This is a genomic window from uncultured Kushneria sp., assembly GCF_947497025.1.
Classification (GTDB): Bacteria; Pseudomonadota; Gammaproteobacteria; order Pseudomonadales; family Halomonadaceae; genus Kushneria.
The window spans coordinates 291,399-307,380 of record NZ_CANMFC010000002.1; the positions used below are offsets into that span (position 1 = coordinate 291,399).

13 protein-coding genes are annotated in these 15,982 nt (G+C 60.6%); 7 read left to right on the top strand and 6 right to left on the bottom strand.

Annotated features, from left to right (window positions below; genetic code table 11):
- The first annotated feature begins 44 nt into the window (after window positions 1–44).
- Genes Q0931_RS04635 through Q0931_RS04645 form a run of 3 tightly spaced genes read left to right on the top strand, consistent with a single transcriptional unit; the run spans window position 45 to window position 2,996 of the window.
- Window positions 45–944 (top strand): carbohydrate ABC transporter permease, encoded by a 900-nt coding sequence (locus tag Q0931_RS04635; RefSeq protein ID WP_299257742.1) that lies wholly within the window; start codon window positions 45–47, stop codon window positions 942–944.
- A complete protein-coding gene (locus tag Q0931_RS04640; RefSeq protein WP_299257744.1) occupies window positions 941–1,816 on the top strand; it encodes a carbohydrate ABC transporter permease in 876 nt (291 codons plus the stop codon). The genes Q0931_RS04635 and Q0931_RS04640 overlap by 4 nt, the downstream gene beginning before the upstream one ends.
- Window positions 1,817–1,823: 7 nt before the next feature.
- Window positions 1,824–2,996, top strand: coding sequence for an ABC transporter ATP-binding protein (locus tag Q0931_RS04645; RefSeq protein WP_299257746.1), 1,173 nt, complete (start codon window positions 1,824–1,826; stop codon window positions 2,994–2,996).
- Between the two features lie 140 nt (window positions 2,997–3,136).
- Here Q0931_RS04645 and Q0931_RS04650 read toward each other — a convergent pair whose 3' ends face one another.
- Both Q0931_RS04650 and Q0931_RS04655 read right to left on the bottom strand, forming a co-directional pair.
- A complete protein-coding gene (locus tag Q0931_RS04650; RefSeq protein ID WP_299257748.1) occupies window positions 3,137–4,177 on the bottom strand; it encodes an SDR family oxidoreductase in 1,041 nt (346 codons plus the stop codon).
- A 135-nt stretch (window positions 4,178–4,312) separates the two neighbouring features.
- Window positions 4,313–5,752 carry a PLP-dependent aminotransferase family protein gene (locus Q0931_RS04655; RefSeq protein ID WP_299257750.1) on the bottom strand — a complete coding sequence of 480 codons (1,440 nt, stop codon included), beginning with the start codon at window positions 5,750–5,752 and terminating at the stop codon, window positions 4,313–4,315.
- 200 nt (window positions 5,753–5,952) lie between these two features.
- Between Q0931_RS04655 and Q0931_RS04660 the strand changes: the two genes are divergently transcribed.
- From Q0931_RS04660 to gabT, 3 genes are read left to right on the top strand one after another with little or no spacing between them, the layout of a single operon-like run.
- Complete coding sequence (locus tag Q0931_RS04660) at window positions 5,953–7,374, top strand: APC family permease (RefSeq protein WP_299257752.1); 1,422 nt, start codon at window positions 5,953–5,955, stop codon at window positions 7,372–7,374.
- 22 nt (window positions 7,375–7,396) lie between these two features.
- On the top strand, window positions 7,397–8,845 hold the full coding sequence (locus Q0931_RS04665) for an NAD-dependent succinate-semialdehyde dehydrogenase (protein ID WP_299257754.1): 1,449 nt from the start codon (window positions 7,397–7,399) through the stop codon (window positions 8,843–8,845).
- Between the two features lie 26 nt (window positions 8,846–8,871).
- Window positions 8,872–10,149, top strand: a complete 1,278-nt coding sequence (gene gabT / locus Q0931_RS04670; protein WP_299257756.1) for a 4-aminobutyrate--2-oxoglutarate transaminase — start codon at window positions 8,872–8,874, stop codon at window positions 10,147–10,149.
- 99 nt (window positions 10,150–10,248) lie between these two features.
- Here gabT and Q0931_RS04675 read toward each other — a convergent pair whose 3' ends face one another.
- The 4 genes from Q0931_RS04675 to Q0931_RS04690 form a co-directional block, all read right to left on the bottom strand.
- Complete coding sequence (locus Q0931_RS04675) at window positions 10,249–11,214, bottom strand: ribokinase (RefSeq protein ID WP_299257758.1); 966 nt, start codon at window positions 11,212–11,214, stop codon at window positions 10,249–10,251.
- 79 nt (window positions 11,215–11,293) lie between these two features.
- Window positions 11,294–11,992, bottom strand: a complete 699-nt coding sequence (locus Q0931_RS04680; RefSeq protein WP_299257760.1) for a pirin family protein — start codon at window positions 11,990–11,992, stop codon at window positions 11,294–11,296.
- 151 nt (window positions 11,993–12,143) lie between these two features.
- Complete coding sequence (locus Q0931_RS04685) at window positions 12,144–13,220, bottom strand: acyltransferase (RefSeq protein ID WP_299257762.1); 1,077 nt, start codon at window positions 13,218–13,220, stop codon at window positions 12,144–12,146.
- A 288-nt stretch (window positions 13,221–13,508) separates the two neighbouring features.
- Window positions 13,509–14,354, bottom strand: a complete 846-nt coding sequence (locus tag Q0931_RS04690) for an HAD-IIA family hydrolase (RefSeq protein WP_299257764.1) — start codon at window positions 14,352–14,354, stop codon at window positions 13,509–13,511.
- 424 nt (window positions 14,355–14,778) lie between these two features.
- On the opposite strand from Q0931_RS04690, the gene Q0931_RS04695 reads away from it, so the two are divergent.
- Entirely contained in the window at window positions 14,779–15,936 is a 1,158-nt protein-coding gene (locus Q0931_RS04695) for a glycosyltransferase family 9 protein (RefSeq protein ID WP_299257766.1), read from the top strand.
- The last annotated feature ends 46 nt before the right edge of the window (window positions 15,937–15,982 follow it).

Here is a 15,982-nt window from a genome sequence, read left to right on the forward strand (position 1 = left end):
CCCGCCACCCCTGGCGGGGCCATGGTCCTGACCCGAGGTTCTCGATGTCGACACCACCCTCTTCGCGGGGCATTGGCGAGCGCCTGCAGCACTGGCTGCCCAGGCTCGTCCTCTCGCCCTCGTTCGTGCTGGTACTCTTTTTTGTTTACGGCTTCATCCTCTGGAGCACCTGGATCTCCTTTAGCAATTCGGGGATGCTGCCGGACTATACCTGGGCGGGCACCCGGCAGTGGTCGCGGCTGTGGTCTTCCTGGACCTGGGGGATCGCGCTGCACAACATCTGGGTGTTCGGGCTGCTCTATATCGTCAGCTGCACGGTGCTCGGCCTTTTGCTGGCGATCCTGCTGGACCAGCGCATCCGCGCCGAGGGCACGCTTCGAACCATCTACCTCTACCCGATGGCGCTGTCGTTTATCGTCACCGGCACGGCGTGGCAGTGGTTTCTCAATCCCGGGCTGGGGCTTGAGCGCACCATGCACTCGCTCGGCTGGGAGAGTTTCAGTTTCAACTGGCTGATCGACGCCAACATGGCGATCTACACCGTGGTGATCGCGGCCGTCTGGCAGGCGACCGGCTTCATCATGGCGATGTTTCTGGCCGGCCTGCGCGGCATCGATGGCGAGATGATCAAGGCTGCCCAGATCGATGGCGCGCCGACCTGGAAGATCTATGGCCGCATTATCATTCCCCAGCTGCGCCCGGTCTTTTTAAGCGCGATCGTGGTGCTGGCGCATCTGGCCATCAAGAGCTTCGATCTGATCGTCGCCATGACCGGCGGCGGGCCGGGCAATGCCACCGCGGTGCCGGCCACCTTCATGTACTCCTACGCCTTCTCGCGCAACGAGATGGGCATTGCCTCGGCCAGCGCCGTGTTCATGCTGGCGGTGATTGCCGCGCTGATCATTCCCTATCTTTACTCTGAACTGCGGGAGCCCCGCTCATGAGTGCCGGATCCATCGTTGCGCGCCGCAATACGCTTGCCCGAGCGCTGCTTTACGCCGTGCTCGCGGTATTTGCGATCCTCTATCTGATGCCGCTTTACGTCATGCTGGTAACCTCGTTCAAGCCGCTCGAGGAGATTCATCAGGGCAACATGCTGGCGCTGCCTGAGGAGTGGACCTTCGCACCTTGGCGCGAGGCGTGGGGGAGTGCGTGCATCGGGCTCGAATGCAGCGGCGTGCACGGCTACTTCTTCAACAGCATCAGGATCGTGGTGCCGGCGGTATTGATCTCGGGGCTGCTGGGCGCGTTCAACGGCTACGTGCTGACCAAGTGGCGCTTTCGCGGCCACAAGGTCGTCTTCGGGCTGATCCTGTTCAGCTGCTTCATTCCGTTTCAGATCGTTTTGCTGCCGATGGCGCGGGTGCTCGGCATTCTGCATATCGCCAACAGCACCACGGGGCTGGTGCTGGTGCACATTGTCTACGGTATCGGCTTTACGACGCTGTTTTTCCGCAACTTCTATGAGAGCTTCCCGGACGAGCTGGTGCGGGCGGCCAAGCTCGACGGCGCCGGCTTTTTCACGATCTTCTTTCGCATTCTGCTGCCGGCCTCGATCCCGATCATCGTGGTGACAATCATCTGGCAGTTCACCAACGTCTGGAACGACTTTCTGTTCGGGGTCTCCTTCACCTCCGGCGACAGTGCGCCGATCACGGTGGCACTCAATAACCTGGTCAACAGCTCCACGGGGGTGAAGGCGTACAACGTCAACATGGCGGCGGCGATGGTGGCGGCCGTCCCGACGCTGATCGTCTATATCCTGGCGGGCAAATACTTTCTGCGCGGTCTGATGTCGGGATCGGTCAAGGGTTGAGGCATTCATGAGCTTTTTACATATTCACAACGTCCACAAGCGCTTCGGCGAGACCCACGTGCTCAAGGGCATCGACATCGCCATTGAAAAGGGCGACTTTCTGGTGCTGGTCGGGCCGTCCGGCTGTGGCAAGTCGACCCTGTTGAACATGATCGCGGGGCTTGATGCCATCAGCGAAGGGGAGCTTCTGCTCAACGGCGAGCGGATCAATGACCTGCACCCGTCGCGTCGCGACATCGCCATGGTATTTCAGTCCTACGCGCTTTACCCGAGCATGACGGTGGCCGGTAACATCGGCTTCGGGCTCGAGATGCGCAAGGTGCCAAAGGCCAAACGACGGGAGGCGATACAGCGCGCCGCCGAGCTGTTGCAGATCGAAAACCTGCTCAACCGAAAGCCGGCCCAGCTCTCCGGCGGGCAGCGCCAGCGGGTGGCGATGGGGCGCGCACTGGTGCGCGAGCCGCAGCTCTTTTTGTTCGATGAGCCACTGTCGAATCTGGATGCCAAGCTGCGTGTCGACATGCGTACCGAGATCAAGCAGCTCCATCAGCGCCTGGGTACCACCATCGTTTACGTCACCCACGATCAGATCGAGGCGATGACGCTGGCCACCCGCATCGCCGTGATGCGCGGCGGCGAGCTTCAGCAGCTGGGGACGCCGCAGGCGGTCTACGATGATCCCAACAACCTCTTCGTGGCGGGCTTCATGGGCTCGCCATCAATGAATCTGATCACTGCTCGCATCGAGCGGCACGACGATGCGCTGGTGGCGCGCATTGAATCCCCCGCGGGCGATGTGACGCTGCCGATCGTGCGTGATCGCGCCGCGCTCGAGACATGGTGTGACCGGGACGTGATCCTCGGGCTGCGTCCGGAGGCGATCACCGACCCGGCCAGTGCCAATCGCCAGGACGGCGAGATCTTTGAGGCGACGCTCGAGGTGGCACTCGTCGAGCCCACCGGTGCCGATCTCTACGTGGTCACCCGGCTTGGTGGACGCAATATCAATGCGCGCATGCGTCCTGGCGCGTCGCTGAGCCCTGGGCAGTCGACCCGCTTTGCCTTTGACGTCTCGCGCATGGTGGGGTTTGATCCCGAGAGTGAGGCACGCATCCGTGATGATGCAGCAGCAGCGATGGGGACGGCGGCTCAAACGGAGACGCTCGGTCAGAACGCATAGCAACGGCCTGCCCCGCCATTCGATAGGCGGCGGTTTTGGGCTCGGGCGTCAAACGGCCCGCCTTGTAAGAGGCGGGCCGTTTTTATGCGGACAACGGTGTGACCGGTCAGCGCAGAAAGGCAGTCAGGGCAGAAAGGCAGTCAGGGCAGGATTTTGCTGGCTTTCAGCGCATCAAGGGCCTTGAAGAGTGAGGCCCGCGTGTCCATGCGCGGCGTGAAGCCATAGCGATAGATCTTGTTCACGTCCGAGATGACATCGGTTTCGGTATTGAAAATGAAGTCGGCAAAACCCCACTGCACGACGCGGTCCAGCTGCTGTTCCTGCAGGCCCTCACGCTCGGCGATGCGCTCCCAGACCGCCTGTTTGTCTGCCATATGGCGGGTCAGGGTGAGCGGTACAGGGCTGGCCATGGGCAGCTCGAAGTAGTCGGCAATCTCCTGCCACAGGCGCTCCCAGCGAAAGACGTCGCCGTTAGTGACATTGAATGCCTCACCGCTGACACCCTCGGCGTTGGCGGCCCAGACGCTGGCCTCGCCAAGCAGGTCGGCATCGGTGCCCTGCATCAACACACGATAGGCGGCTTCGCTGCCGGGAAAGCGCAGTGGGACGCCGAGCTCACGCGAGAGGGTCGCGAACGCACCGATCGCTGCGGCAATGTTCATCGGATTGCCGTGGATGCGACCGTTGATGATGACGTCCGGACGCAGGGCGACATAGTCCCAGCTGGCGGTTTTGGCGCGTTTGGCGAGCATCGCCTCCTGAGACTGATAGAGATTGGGCGGCATGTGGACCGGATCGCTCTCGCGCGCCGGCGTCGGCACCTTCGCGCCCAGATGGATGCCGTAGATCTTGAAACCCTGATAGATCACCACGCGCTCAAGCGGCGCCTTCGCCTGCTCGAGCGCGTCAAGCAGGTTGTCCAGCATTCGGCCGTTGCGCTCGGCCTCGATCGCGAGATCATCATCGGGGGCCAGTGCCGCGTAGAAAAGATGGGTCGTCTCGGCGGCGCCGTCGCGAATGGCCTTCCGGGTCGATTCAGGATCCGTCAGATCGACCGTGACCGTCTCCATGCCTTCGATGGCATGGCGTCCGAGCCCCTTGACGCTGGCGCCATGCGCTTCGAGGGCGCGGTGGACGCCTTCACCGATGATGCCGCCGGCGCCTGCTATCAATGCCTTCATGATCACTTTTCCCTGTGTGGTTCGTGGAACATCCCGTGTTTGACAGGCGGAATGGATAGGCCCTTGCTGGCAAAGTTCGACTGCTGGATAACTCTAGTGAAAGGGACAGCAGTTTTCGAGGATTTCGAACGGACATCAGCGGCGCTCAATAAACCGGCGAATGCCCTCGGCCAGCTGCTGCCCCAGGCGTTCGAGCGTCTCGCCCTCGACCATGCCGATGCCCAGCACCAGTCCGCGGCGCGGGTCACCCGCGGCGCAGACGGGGCTGAGCGGCTTGACCAGCAGGCGGTAGTGGTTGAGCAGGTGACGCGACAGGCGCACGTCATCAATATCGGCGGCCAGCGTCACGCACAGGGTGATGGTGCCGGCCGGGGGTGAGATATCGATCACGCCCGGCAGATCAATCAGTAGATCATGCAGCGTCTGCTGGCGGCGCAGATATTCGCGATTGATGCGCCGACACCAGCGGTCGAGATCGCCATCGGCCATGAATTTTGCCAGCACCGCCTGATCCAGCATGCGCCCCTCGCGAAAGACTTCGCTGCGCAATCGATTAATGGCCCCGCTCAGCGAACGTGGCACGACCAGATACCCCAGCCGCAGCCCCGGAAACATCAGCTTGGAAAACGACCCGGCCAGAATGGAGTGGCCGTCATCGGGGGAGAAGAGCAACCCCCGGTGGTGGCTGTCGAAGAATTCGTAGTCGTCCTCGATGATCAGCTCTGGCGAGAGTTGCTCGGCCAGCACGCGCTTGTCCTCGATCGGCATCGGCACGCTCAAGGGGTAGTGGCGGGCACCGGTCAGGTATAAAAGGCGCGGCGAAGGCGCCGCTGACGACAGGTCGCGATAGCCTGCCCCGGGCTGCCAGCGACACTGATCGATGCCCAGCCCGGCAGCCTGAAAGACGTTGCGTGCCCCCCAGTAGCAGGGAGAGTCCATCAACACGCGGTCGCCATGGTCGGCCAGCGCCAGGGCGCAAAGCTCCAGACCGTGATGCGTGCCGTCGGTGATGATGATCTGTTCAAGGGCGCATTCGATGCCGCGCTCGCGGCGCAGAAAATCGGCGATCTCCCGTTTCAACGGTCCATACCCCCCGCTTGAATAGGACAGCAGCAGGGCATTTTGCGGCACGGTCAGGGTGGCGTAGAGCGTGCGCCAGCGTCGCATCGGAAAGCGTGCAATGTCGGGAATGCCGGGCACGAAGGCACCGCTCTGGATCGGGCTGGCCCCGCTGGTGCCGAGGATCCGCTGCGCCCGCTGTGACAGGGCGACCGGCGAGGTCTGTTCCATGGGCGGTGACACGTTTGGTCGCAGGCTCCAGCTGCCCCGGCCGTGCTGGGTGGCCAGTAGATGGCGCGACTGCAAAAGCTCGATGACGCCGGCCAGGGTGTTACGGGCGATCCCCAGGCGCTGACAGATATGGCGATGGGCCGGCAGACGCTGGCCGTCGGCCCATTGCTGTTCGATCAGCGTGGTCAGGGCCTGCTCCAGACGGACCTGCTTGTTCAGCCGGTCGGGCTGGCGCTGCCAGGCAATTTCAATATCACTCAGGGCCTCTTCGACAGATCGCTGCATGACACGGGTCCGGGCAGGGTGAGGGGGAAGAAGAACATTATGATGGTGGTCCCAGGCAGTGGTCTACCTGAACACACAAGTGGTTCACGTACCGAACCCGGGACAGTGGTAGCGTGTGAGCAGGGAGACACAACAGGTTGCGTGACCTGCCACAACATCCTCCCGGCCCTGAAAGATCACAATAATGACGGATAAATCCTATGCAGAGCACAACCAAACCACGCGAACTGGTGCGTGTCCTGGCGCGCACCGATGTTCTGGCACTTGCCTTTGGCGCCATGATCGGCTGGGGCTGGATCGTGTTGACCGGCGGGGCGATTCTCGATGCCGGCAGTGTGGGCGCCATCATCGCTTTCATCATCGGCGGCATCGCGGTCCTGCTGGTCGGGTTGACCTACGCCGAACTGGCCTCGGCCATGCCCAAGGTGGGCGGCGAGCACGTCTACAGCTATCGCGCCCTGGGTCACTTTGCCTCCTTTATCTGCACCTGGAGCATTGTGCTGGGCTATGTGAGCGTCGTGTCGTTTGAAGCCGTCGCGCTGCCCACCGTGGTCGAGCAGCTTTTCCCCGGCTATGACGTGGGCCATCTCTGGACCGTGGCCGGCTGGGACGTCAAGGCCAGCTGGGTGGCGGTCGGTGTGATCGGTTCGCTGATCATGATGGCGATCAACTATGTCGGCATCACCACCGCGGCGCTGATCCAGAAGCTGGTGACCGGCCTGATCCTGGTCGTGGGGGTGCTGTTTATTACCGGCGCACTGTTCACCGGCGAGGTGGCCAACATGACGCCGCTGTTTAACCATGAATCAAGCGGCGGCTTTGCCGGCGGCATCATGGCGGTGCTGGTCATGGTGCCTTTTCTGTTCGTGGGCTTTGACGTGATCCCGCAGGCGGCCGAGGAGATCGATCTGCCGTTTCGCGATATCGGCAAGGTGCTGATTGCCTCGGTGCTGATGGCGGTGGCCTGGTATGCGTTGATCGTGCTGGGCACCAGCCTGATGCTGAATCAGCCGGCGCTCGAGGGCAGCTCGCTGTCGGTGCCGGATGCCATGGCGGCGGTCATGGGCAGCGTCTGGGGCAGCAAGCTGATGGTCCTGGCCGGCATTGCGGGCATCATTACCAGCTGGAACGCCTTTTATATCGGCGGATCGCGCGCCATCTATGCGCTGGCCCATTCCGGCATGCTGCCGGCCTTTTTGGGCAAGCTGCATCCGAAATATAAAACGCCCACCAACGCCATCGTCATGATCGGGCTGCTCTCAACGGTGGCGCCCTTCATGGGTCGTCCGGCCATGGTGTGGCTGGTCGATGCCGGTGGTCTGGGGATCGTGATCGCCTATCTGTTCGTGGCGCTGTCGTTCATGGTGCTTCGAAAGCGCGAGCCCGACATGGACCGTCCCTTCAAGGTAGGCAATGGTCGTGTGGTGGGTACACTGGCGGTACTGCTGTCACTGGCCATGGCGTGTCTTTATCTACCGGGCAGCCCGTCAGCGTTGACCGGTATTGAATGGGGGGTGTTCGGAGGCTGGATGGCCCTGGGTCTGGCGATGTATCTCTTTGCGCTCAATCGCTACGGGCGAGCGTTCAGTGACCGGGTCATGCAGGACGTTTATCACCGCTGACATCATATCCATGAGGTAGACAATGTTTGATATCGAGTTCAAGAACCAGCGTGCCGCCGCCCTGATCGGTGATCAGTGGCAGGAAGGCAGCCAGCAGTTTGCCGTCAACAACCCGGCCACCGGGGAGCTGGTCGCCAACGTCGCCGATCTCGGCGCCGAGGAGACTCGCGCGGCGGTGGCCGCGGCCGAGACGGCGCTGGCCGACTGGCGCAAGGTGCCCGCCAAGGAGCGCTCGCGTCTGCTGCGCCGCTGGTTTGATCTGGTGATTGACAATACCGACGCTCTGGCACGTCTGATGACGCTGGAGCAGGGCAAGCCGCTGGCAGAGTCGCGTGGTGAAGTCGGCTATGGCGCCTCGTTTATCGAGTTCTACGCCGAAGAGGCCAAGCGCATCGCCGGGGAAACCCTGCCGGGTCACGGCGCGGACAAGCGCATTCTGGTCATGCGCGAGCCGATCGGTGTGGTGGCGGCCATCACGCCATGGAATTTTCCGCTGGCGATGATCACCCGCAAATGCGCCCCGGCACTGGCCGCCGGCTGCACGGTCGTGATCAAGCCGGCCGAGGCGACCCCGCTGACGGCCCTGGCGCTGGCCGCGCTGGCGCTGGAAGCCGGCATTCCGGAAGGCGCCATCAACGTGGTCACGGCCAAAAGCCCGGTCGCCGTGGGCGAAGTGCTGACCACCGACCCGCGCGTGCGCAAGGTCTCCTTTACCGGCTCGACGCCGGTGGGCAAGAAGCTGCTGGCGCAGTGTGCCTCCACCGTCAAGAAAACGGCCATGGAGCTGGGGGGCAACGCGCCCTTTATCGTGTTTGATGACGCTGATATTGACGCAGCCGTCGAGGGCGCGATCGCCTCCAAGTATCGCAATGCCGGTCAGACCTGCGTCTGTACCAACCGCTTTCTGGTGCAGTCCGGCATTTACGACGCCTTTGTTGAGAAGCTCGCCGCCCGCGTTCGGGAACTCAAGGTCGGCAACGGCATGGAAGAGGGCACGCTCATTGGACCGTTGATCAACCAGGCGGCGGTCGACAAGGTCAGTGCCCATGTCAGTGATGCGCTGGACAAGGGCGCTCGGCTGGTGGAAGGTGGAGAAGCGCACGCGCTGGGGCACTCGTTTTATGCACCGACCGTACTGGCGGACGTGACCCCCGACATGGCTGTGGCCCGCGAGGAAACCTTCGGACCATTGGCGGCGGTGTTTCGTTTCGACCATGATGATCAGGCCATTGCGATGGCCAACGATACGCCCTTTGGCCTGGCGGCCTATTTCTATGCCCGTGATTACAAGCGCATCTGGCACGTCATGGAGGCGCTGGAATACGGCATGGTGGCCGTCAACGAAGGGCTTTTATCGACCGAGCTGGCGCCCTTTGGCGGGATCAAGGAGTCAGGACTGGGTCGAGAGGGTTCGCACCACGGACTGGAGGAGTTTACCGAGCTCAAGTATGTCTGTCTTGGCGGGCTGTAATCGCTGCACATCAAAGGAGATTGCGCATGAACAATAACGAACTGAACGAGCTGAAAAAGCGCTATGTGGCCAATGGCGCGGCAAGTCCGGACGGGCATTTTGCCGACCGCGCCGAAAATGCCGAGCTGTGGGATGCCGATGGCAAGCGCTTTATCGATTTTGCCGGTGGCATCGGCGTGCTCAACATCGGTCACCGCCATCCGAAGGTGGTCGAGGCGGTCAAGGCGCAGCTCGACAAGGTCATGCATACCTGCCAGACCGTCATGCCCTATGAAGGCTACGTGAAGGTGGCCGAGAAGCTCAGCCACATCACACCGGTGCGCGGACATGCCAAGGTCATGCTGGCCAATTCCGGGGCCGAGGCGCTGGAAAATGCGGTCAAGGTCGCGCGGGCTGCCACCGGTCGCTCGGGTGTGATCTGCTTCACCGGTGGCTATCACGGCCGTACCTTCATGACCATGGCGATGAACGGCAAGGTGGCACCCTATCGCACCGATTTTGGCCCCATGCCGGGCCAGGTCTATCGCGCGCCCTATCCGGTCGAATCGATCGGCGTCAGTGAAGAAGAGGCGCTGCGCGGGCTGAAGATGACCTTCAAGACCGATGCCAACCCGAAGGATACGGCCGCGATCGTCATCGAGCCGGTGCTGGGCGAGGGGGGCTTCCACGCCGCCTCACCGGGTTTCATGAAGGCGCTGCGCGAGATCTGCGACGAGCACGGTATCCTCTTGATCGTTGACGAAGTGCAGTCCGGTTTTGGCCGTACCGGCAGGATGTTTGCCATCGAGCACACCGGCGTGGAACCGGACATCATGACCATGGCCAAGAGTATGGGTGATGGCATGCCAATTTCGGCAGTGGTCGGCACCGACAGCGTGATGGACGCCTCTGGTGGCAACTCGCTGGGCGGCACCTATACCGGCAGTCCGCTCTCCTGCGCGGCCGTGCTGGCGGTACTGGAAGTGTTCGAGGAAGAGAACATTCTCGAGAAAAGCCGGGCGCTGGGTGAGAAGCTGGGCGAACGCTTCCAGCGGTGGGAGCGCTCGTTTGACTGCGTACGCCATTCGCGTCACCTGGGCGCCATGGCAGCGTTCGATCTGGTCCGTTCCGACGGCGAACCCGATACGGAGCTGGCCGGCAAACTCTGCAGGACAGCGCGCGAGCGCGGCCTGATCCTGCTCTCCTGCGGACTCTACGGCAATACGATCCGCTTTTTGATGCCGGTCACCATCAGCGATGAGGTGCTGGGCGAAGGGATGGATCTGATCGAGTCCATGCTCAGGGAAATGAGTGCTCAGTCGTAAGCTGTCAGTGCGCTTTTGACCATCGCGCTGGAAACAGAAGGCCCCGCCAATGGCGGGGCCTTTTTTGATGTATCAAAAACATCAGGGACTGCGCCCGGGTTACTCGGGCCGGCCGGCGATCTGCAAAAAGGTCTCGACCTCGTTCACGGCAGGGATACCGGTGGCAGCGCCCGGTCGCTGTACGGCCAGTGCCGCGGCCGCGGTGGCCCGCTCCAGACAGGTCGTGGCATCACGATCGGCCTGCAGGGCCGCCATGTAGTAGCCGATGAAAGTGTCTCCGGCACCGGTGGTGTCGACGGCCTGCACCGGACGGGCCGGCTGATATAAGGTGTCGCCGCGCGTGCCGTCGATGCGCCAGGCGCCTGCAGCGCCGAGGGTCAGCACGATATCGACACCCGGCAGCGCCGTCTGCAGCGCCCTGATCAGGGTGTCGGCATCACTTTGTTCATCAAGTTCCACCAGCGCGGCGGCTTCCCCGCGGTTGACGAACAGCAGCGACAGTTCGGTCAGGGGCAGCTCGCGAATGGCGGGTGTCATCGGTGCCGGATTGAAGGCGACCTTCAGTCCTCGGTTCAGCGCCTGACGAATGACCTCTTCAATGTCATTACACTCGTTTTGCAGCAGCAGCCAGCCCTCACTGTCGGCATTGGTGAGCAGCTCATCAATGCGCTCCAACGTGAAGCGCTGGTTGGTGCCGCCAAAGAGCACGATGGCATTTTCGCCCTTGTCATCGACCTGAATCACGGTATGGCCGCTTGAGCCTTCAAGCAGCGCCACTTCATCGATGTCGGCGCCGGCGTCCCTTAAGGTCTCCAGCGCCCACTCATCGGCACGGCCGAGCTGTCCCCAGTGGGTCACCCGGCCACCGGCGCGCGCCAGCGCAATGGTCTGGTTGGCACCCTTGCCGCCCAGCACGATCTGATAGTCGGTGCTGGAGAGCGTCTCGCCCGGACGTACCAGATGCGGCACGCGGTAGACATGGTCGATATTGATCGACCCGTAGTTGTAGACGGTAGCAGCGCGGGCTGTCGGTTGATTGGAGGCTGACGGGGTTGATGCTGACATGACGCCCTCAAGGTTATGGCAATGCGGTGATCATAATGGTCTGGCGTGATCATCGAACAGATCGAGAGCGCTTGTCGATTCAGGGCAGATCAAATATCAGCGCCTCGGCGTCACGGCCATGGGCAAGTTCGATCCGTGACTCGGCTTCAAGCATCAGGGCATCGCCGCCCTCGAGCGGCTGACCGTTGACCTCGAGTGTGCCGCGGATAAGGTGGACGTAGCCACGTCGGCCCGACGTCAGCGCGTGAGTGAGTGTGGTGTCCTCGTCCAGGATCGTGGCGTAGATGAAGGCGTCCTGTTCGATGGTCAGCGAGCCGTCACGTCCGTCCGAGGAGATGATCAGACGCAGCTGGTCACGTTTTGAATCAGGCGGGAAGTCTGCCTCGCTGTAGCGCGGCGTCAGCCCCGTTTCGCGCGGGAAGAGCCAGATCTGCAGAAAGTGCACCGGCTCCCGGTCGCTGTGATTGAACTCGCTGTGTTCCACGCCGGTACCGGTGGTCATCAGCTGTACGCGCCCCGGGCCAATGCTGGAGCCGTTGCCCAGCGTGTCACGGTGGGCCAGCTCGCCGGAGAGCACGTAGGAGAAAATCTCCATATCGCGATGACCGTGCTGACCGAAGCCGCCACCCGGGGCAACGCGGTCCTCATTGATCACCCTCAGGGGGCCGAACTGGACATGGTTCGGGTCGACATAGCCGGCAAAGGAGAAGGAGTGATAGCTCTCGAGCCAGCCGTGGTTGGCGTGGCCGCGCTCACTGCCGGGGCGAAGGGTCAGCATGGAAGATTCTCCAAAAGTCAGGAATGCTCACAGCATCTGCTTCGAATTCCTGCATGGCAACTGCAGAAAATGAGCGTTGAACGCCTATAAAATCGAATGCGCCCGCCGGGGGTAACCCGGCGGGCGCATCAGGCTTGATGGCTTGTAACGATCAGGCGCCCTGTGCCACCGGGCGGTTTCGCAGCGCCGGGAAATCAAACAGCGCGCGGCCCGGACCATGGTCCAGCAGGTAGCGCACCAGCAGGCAGCCGGCACAGACGACCGTGGCAATGACGATGGGCAGGGCGACGGCGATCATTTGACCTACCGAGCCGCTGAGTTCGACATCGACCATCAAAAGCGTCAGGGGATGGACCAGCAGCATGTGAATGACATACACCGGCAGGGTCCTTTTGCCCAGTGCCTGCAAGGCCCTCATCTGCCAGAAACGAAGGATCAGCGCGAGGGTATCGATGGCAAAGGAGACCATCAGACAGGAGAGAACAAGCTGAGTGACCGGCAGGTAAAAAATACCCAGCTGGCGTGCTACAGCCATCGAAGCGAGCAGCCCTGCCCCCACCAGTACCCAGCGTTTGGCGCTGAATTCGGCATAGACGTGTGCAATCCGGTCCCGGCCAAAGCAGCCCATGGCGTAGAAGATGCCGTAGTCCAGCAGCTTCTTGAAGTTCCAGACATCAGTAATGTGCTCGGAAAAGATCTGCAGCAGGGCCAGTACGATCAAAAGCGGAATGGCGACCCGTTTAAAGGTCTTGCAGATCACGAAGTAGAGCACCAGCGCATAGAGATACCAGATGCCGCTGTCGGCCAGAAATACGCCACGCACGAATTCAATGATGTTGAGCGTGTAGGCCTCGCCCGGGATGATTTCGGCAGCACCTGGAATTTTGGTGCGCATCAGCGAAATGATGACCCAGTTGATGGCCATCCACAGTAGATAGAGCCAGAACAGGGTCGCCACGCGGGACTTGAAGGTCTCTTGCCAGCTTTTGCGGGTAATGGCCGAATGGGCAAGAAAGCCGGAGATCAAAAAGAACAGCGGCATGCGCAGCGGCTTGAAGGCCGTCAGGGCGCCAGTCCACCAGCTATCAAGTGGAAGCCCGCCAAAGTCGATCTGGGCGTAGGAAAAAATGGTGGTATGCCATAGCACGACCATGAAGATGCAGGCGCCCTTGGCCGCATCGATCCAGGCAATGCGCTGGCCACCATATATTCCGATTGTCTTGGTCATGGATATTGATCGCAGAGCAGAAATTTAGCTCCACCTTAATGCCAATGCTTGTATAAAAATATGCGGATATGGGTTTGTGATTGTTATAAAGCGTAACTAATATGTGAGAATTGTCTTTTAGTGCCTGTTTTCTTAAACAAGTGTTTGAAAATTAATTTTCATGAATTATTTTGGCCTCTCTCTCATGGTATTTGGCGCGTAATTGTCGTCCGAAATGTCATGTGAGCTTTCGGGAGCGTCCTTTTTGGACACGACGCTCCTCGAAAGCGGCGTTCGCCAGGGACGCCATCATGCTGAGGCGTCCAAACCCTTGCCCTCCTTTCTTTTCACATTCTTCGACTGCTGATCATCCTCCAGCAGATCGGCCACCGAATCAAGTATCTCCTTCGGGCGAAACGGATAGCGCTCGACGGCCGCGCGATCGGCAATACCGGTCAGCACCAGTACGGTGTGCAGCCCGGCTTCTATGCCGGCGACGACATCGGTATCCATGCGATCACCGATCATGCCCGTACGCAAAGAATGTGCGCCCAGCCTGTTGAGCGCCGAGCGAAACATCATCGGGTTGGGTTTGCCCACCACATAGGGTTCGCGTTTGGTGGCGCTGGTGATCAGGGCTGCCACGGCGCCGGTGGCCGGCAGCGGGCCTTCCCGACTGGGACTTGTGACATCGGGGTTGGTGACAATAAAGCGCGCGCCGTCATTGATCAGGCGAATGGCCCGGGTAATGGCCTCGAACGAGTAGGTGCGGGTCTCGCCCAGCACCACATAGTCCGGGTCGGTATCGGTCATCACAAAACCTGCCTCGTGCATGGCGGTGGTAATACCGGCTTCACCGATCACAAAGGCCGAGCCGCCCGGCGATTGATCCTGTAAAAAGGCTGCTGTGGCCAGTGCCGAGGTCCAGAGCAGCTCTTCAGGCACGTCGATGCCGCTGCGTGCCAGGCGTGCACTGAGATCACGTGGGGTATAGATCGAGTTGTTGGTCAGCACCAGAAAGGGCTTTTGCTTCTCCCGCCACTGATTGATCAGCTCGGCGGCGCCCGGGATGGCCTTGTTCTCGTGCACCAGCACGCCATCCATGTCGGTCAGCCAGCAATCGACGTCGCGTTCTATCTTCTTGCCTGTAGTCAAAATTCGCTCCCCCGTATGGTTGGTAATCATCAGCATAGCGTTACACAGCGAGTCGTGTCCTTTTCAACGCTGGTTTCATGATGGCGCGATACCGACATGATACGGCTGGTATCGCCAGACAATGACAGATTATTGAGTGTTTCCCATCTTTATCCTTAACAACCACCCTGATTAAAAAACGTTGTTCATTTAATGATGCAATAAGGAAAGTAAAAGGTCTTTTTAATAAAGATTTAACAGGGCTCATTTTTTAATATTATCTTCATTTTAAAGCGGTTTTTTTTCGGAAATGTCCCTTGAATACTGGAACCAGTAGCTGACATCGTGGTCTTTTAACGCCAGTAAAAGAAACTTTGATGCGTTAATAAACCATTAATGATTGCGAGATATTGTCTCGCAATGGATGCCCTGACCAGGTGATGTGATGTCTCTGAAAACAGCGATTCGCACCAACACAATGCTTAAAACACTCGCGCAGAGTATCGAAAGAAGGGCACGACGTTGCGTGACCTTTTTCATCACGAAATATCTTCAAAAAAACGAGACTGTTGACGCCGAAAATCTTCAGGGTCCTTTAAAAATACTGCTGGTGCGACCCAACTATCGCATTGGTAACGCACTGATCATGTCGCCTGTCATCGAGACCTTCCGACAGCGTTTCCCGGATGCAAGAATTGATCTTCTTGCCACGGACAGCACCCATTCTCTGTTTCGCCATCAGCGCGTGGATCGCGTTTTCACCCTGTCGCGTGATGCCATTGTGCGGCCGTGGCGCTTTCCCGCCATGATCCGGCACCTGCGCCAGGAAAAGTATGATCTGGCCGTACAGGCAGGTCCCAGCTCGCTGACCGGGCTGATCTTCGTACGCTCCATTAATAGCCGCTACACCATGGGCAAGGCCAGGCGTGGTCAGCGCTGGTTCGATATCGAGGTCAGCGGCGAGCAGGCGCATGCCTATGACATACCGCAGATGTTTGCCAGGGCCCTTGGCTCGCCCTGTCGTGACCGCCCATCGATGATATTGAGCAATGGCGAGCGCAGTATCGGGCGCGGTGAACTCGAAGAACTCGGCATCGGCTTCGATGATGATGGCCAACCGACCCCCTTTGTGGCGCTGTTTGTGGGCGGGCATCTCGACAAGCGACTGCCGCTGAGCTTCTGGCAGGAGAGTATCAAGGCGCTGGAAGCGGCCGGACAGCGTTACGTGGTGTTTATGGGCCCCGAGGAGCTGCGCCATGCCCCGACGCTCGAGCGACAGATGGCCGACGGTCAATATGGCGCGCTCTGCCGGCCCCGACCGCTGCGTATCTTTGCCGCCATGCTGCATTACGCCCGCTATCTCGTCAGCCCGGACTCCGGACCGCTGCATATCGGCGCAGCGCTGGATGTACCGGTCATGGCGCTGGTCCAAAAGCGCAAGTCACTGAAGTTTGTTCCGCGAGGTCCGCTGGATATCGTGCTCTGGCAGCCGGATGCTCGGAAACTGCTGGACGCCGTCATTACGCCCGAGCCGTTTCAGGGACGTCGTGATATCGGCGCACTGGAGGCCGATATGGCGCCAGACATGGCGTTGACGTCCTGACGGTCCGGTCATCCCGGCCACTCGCCTTTTAAAGGTCATTGACCCT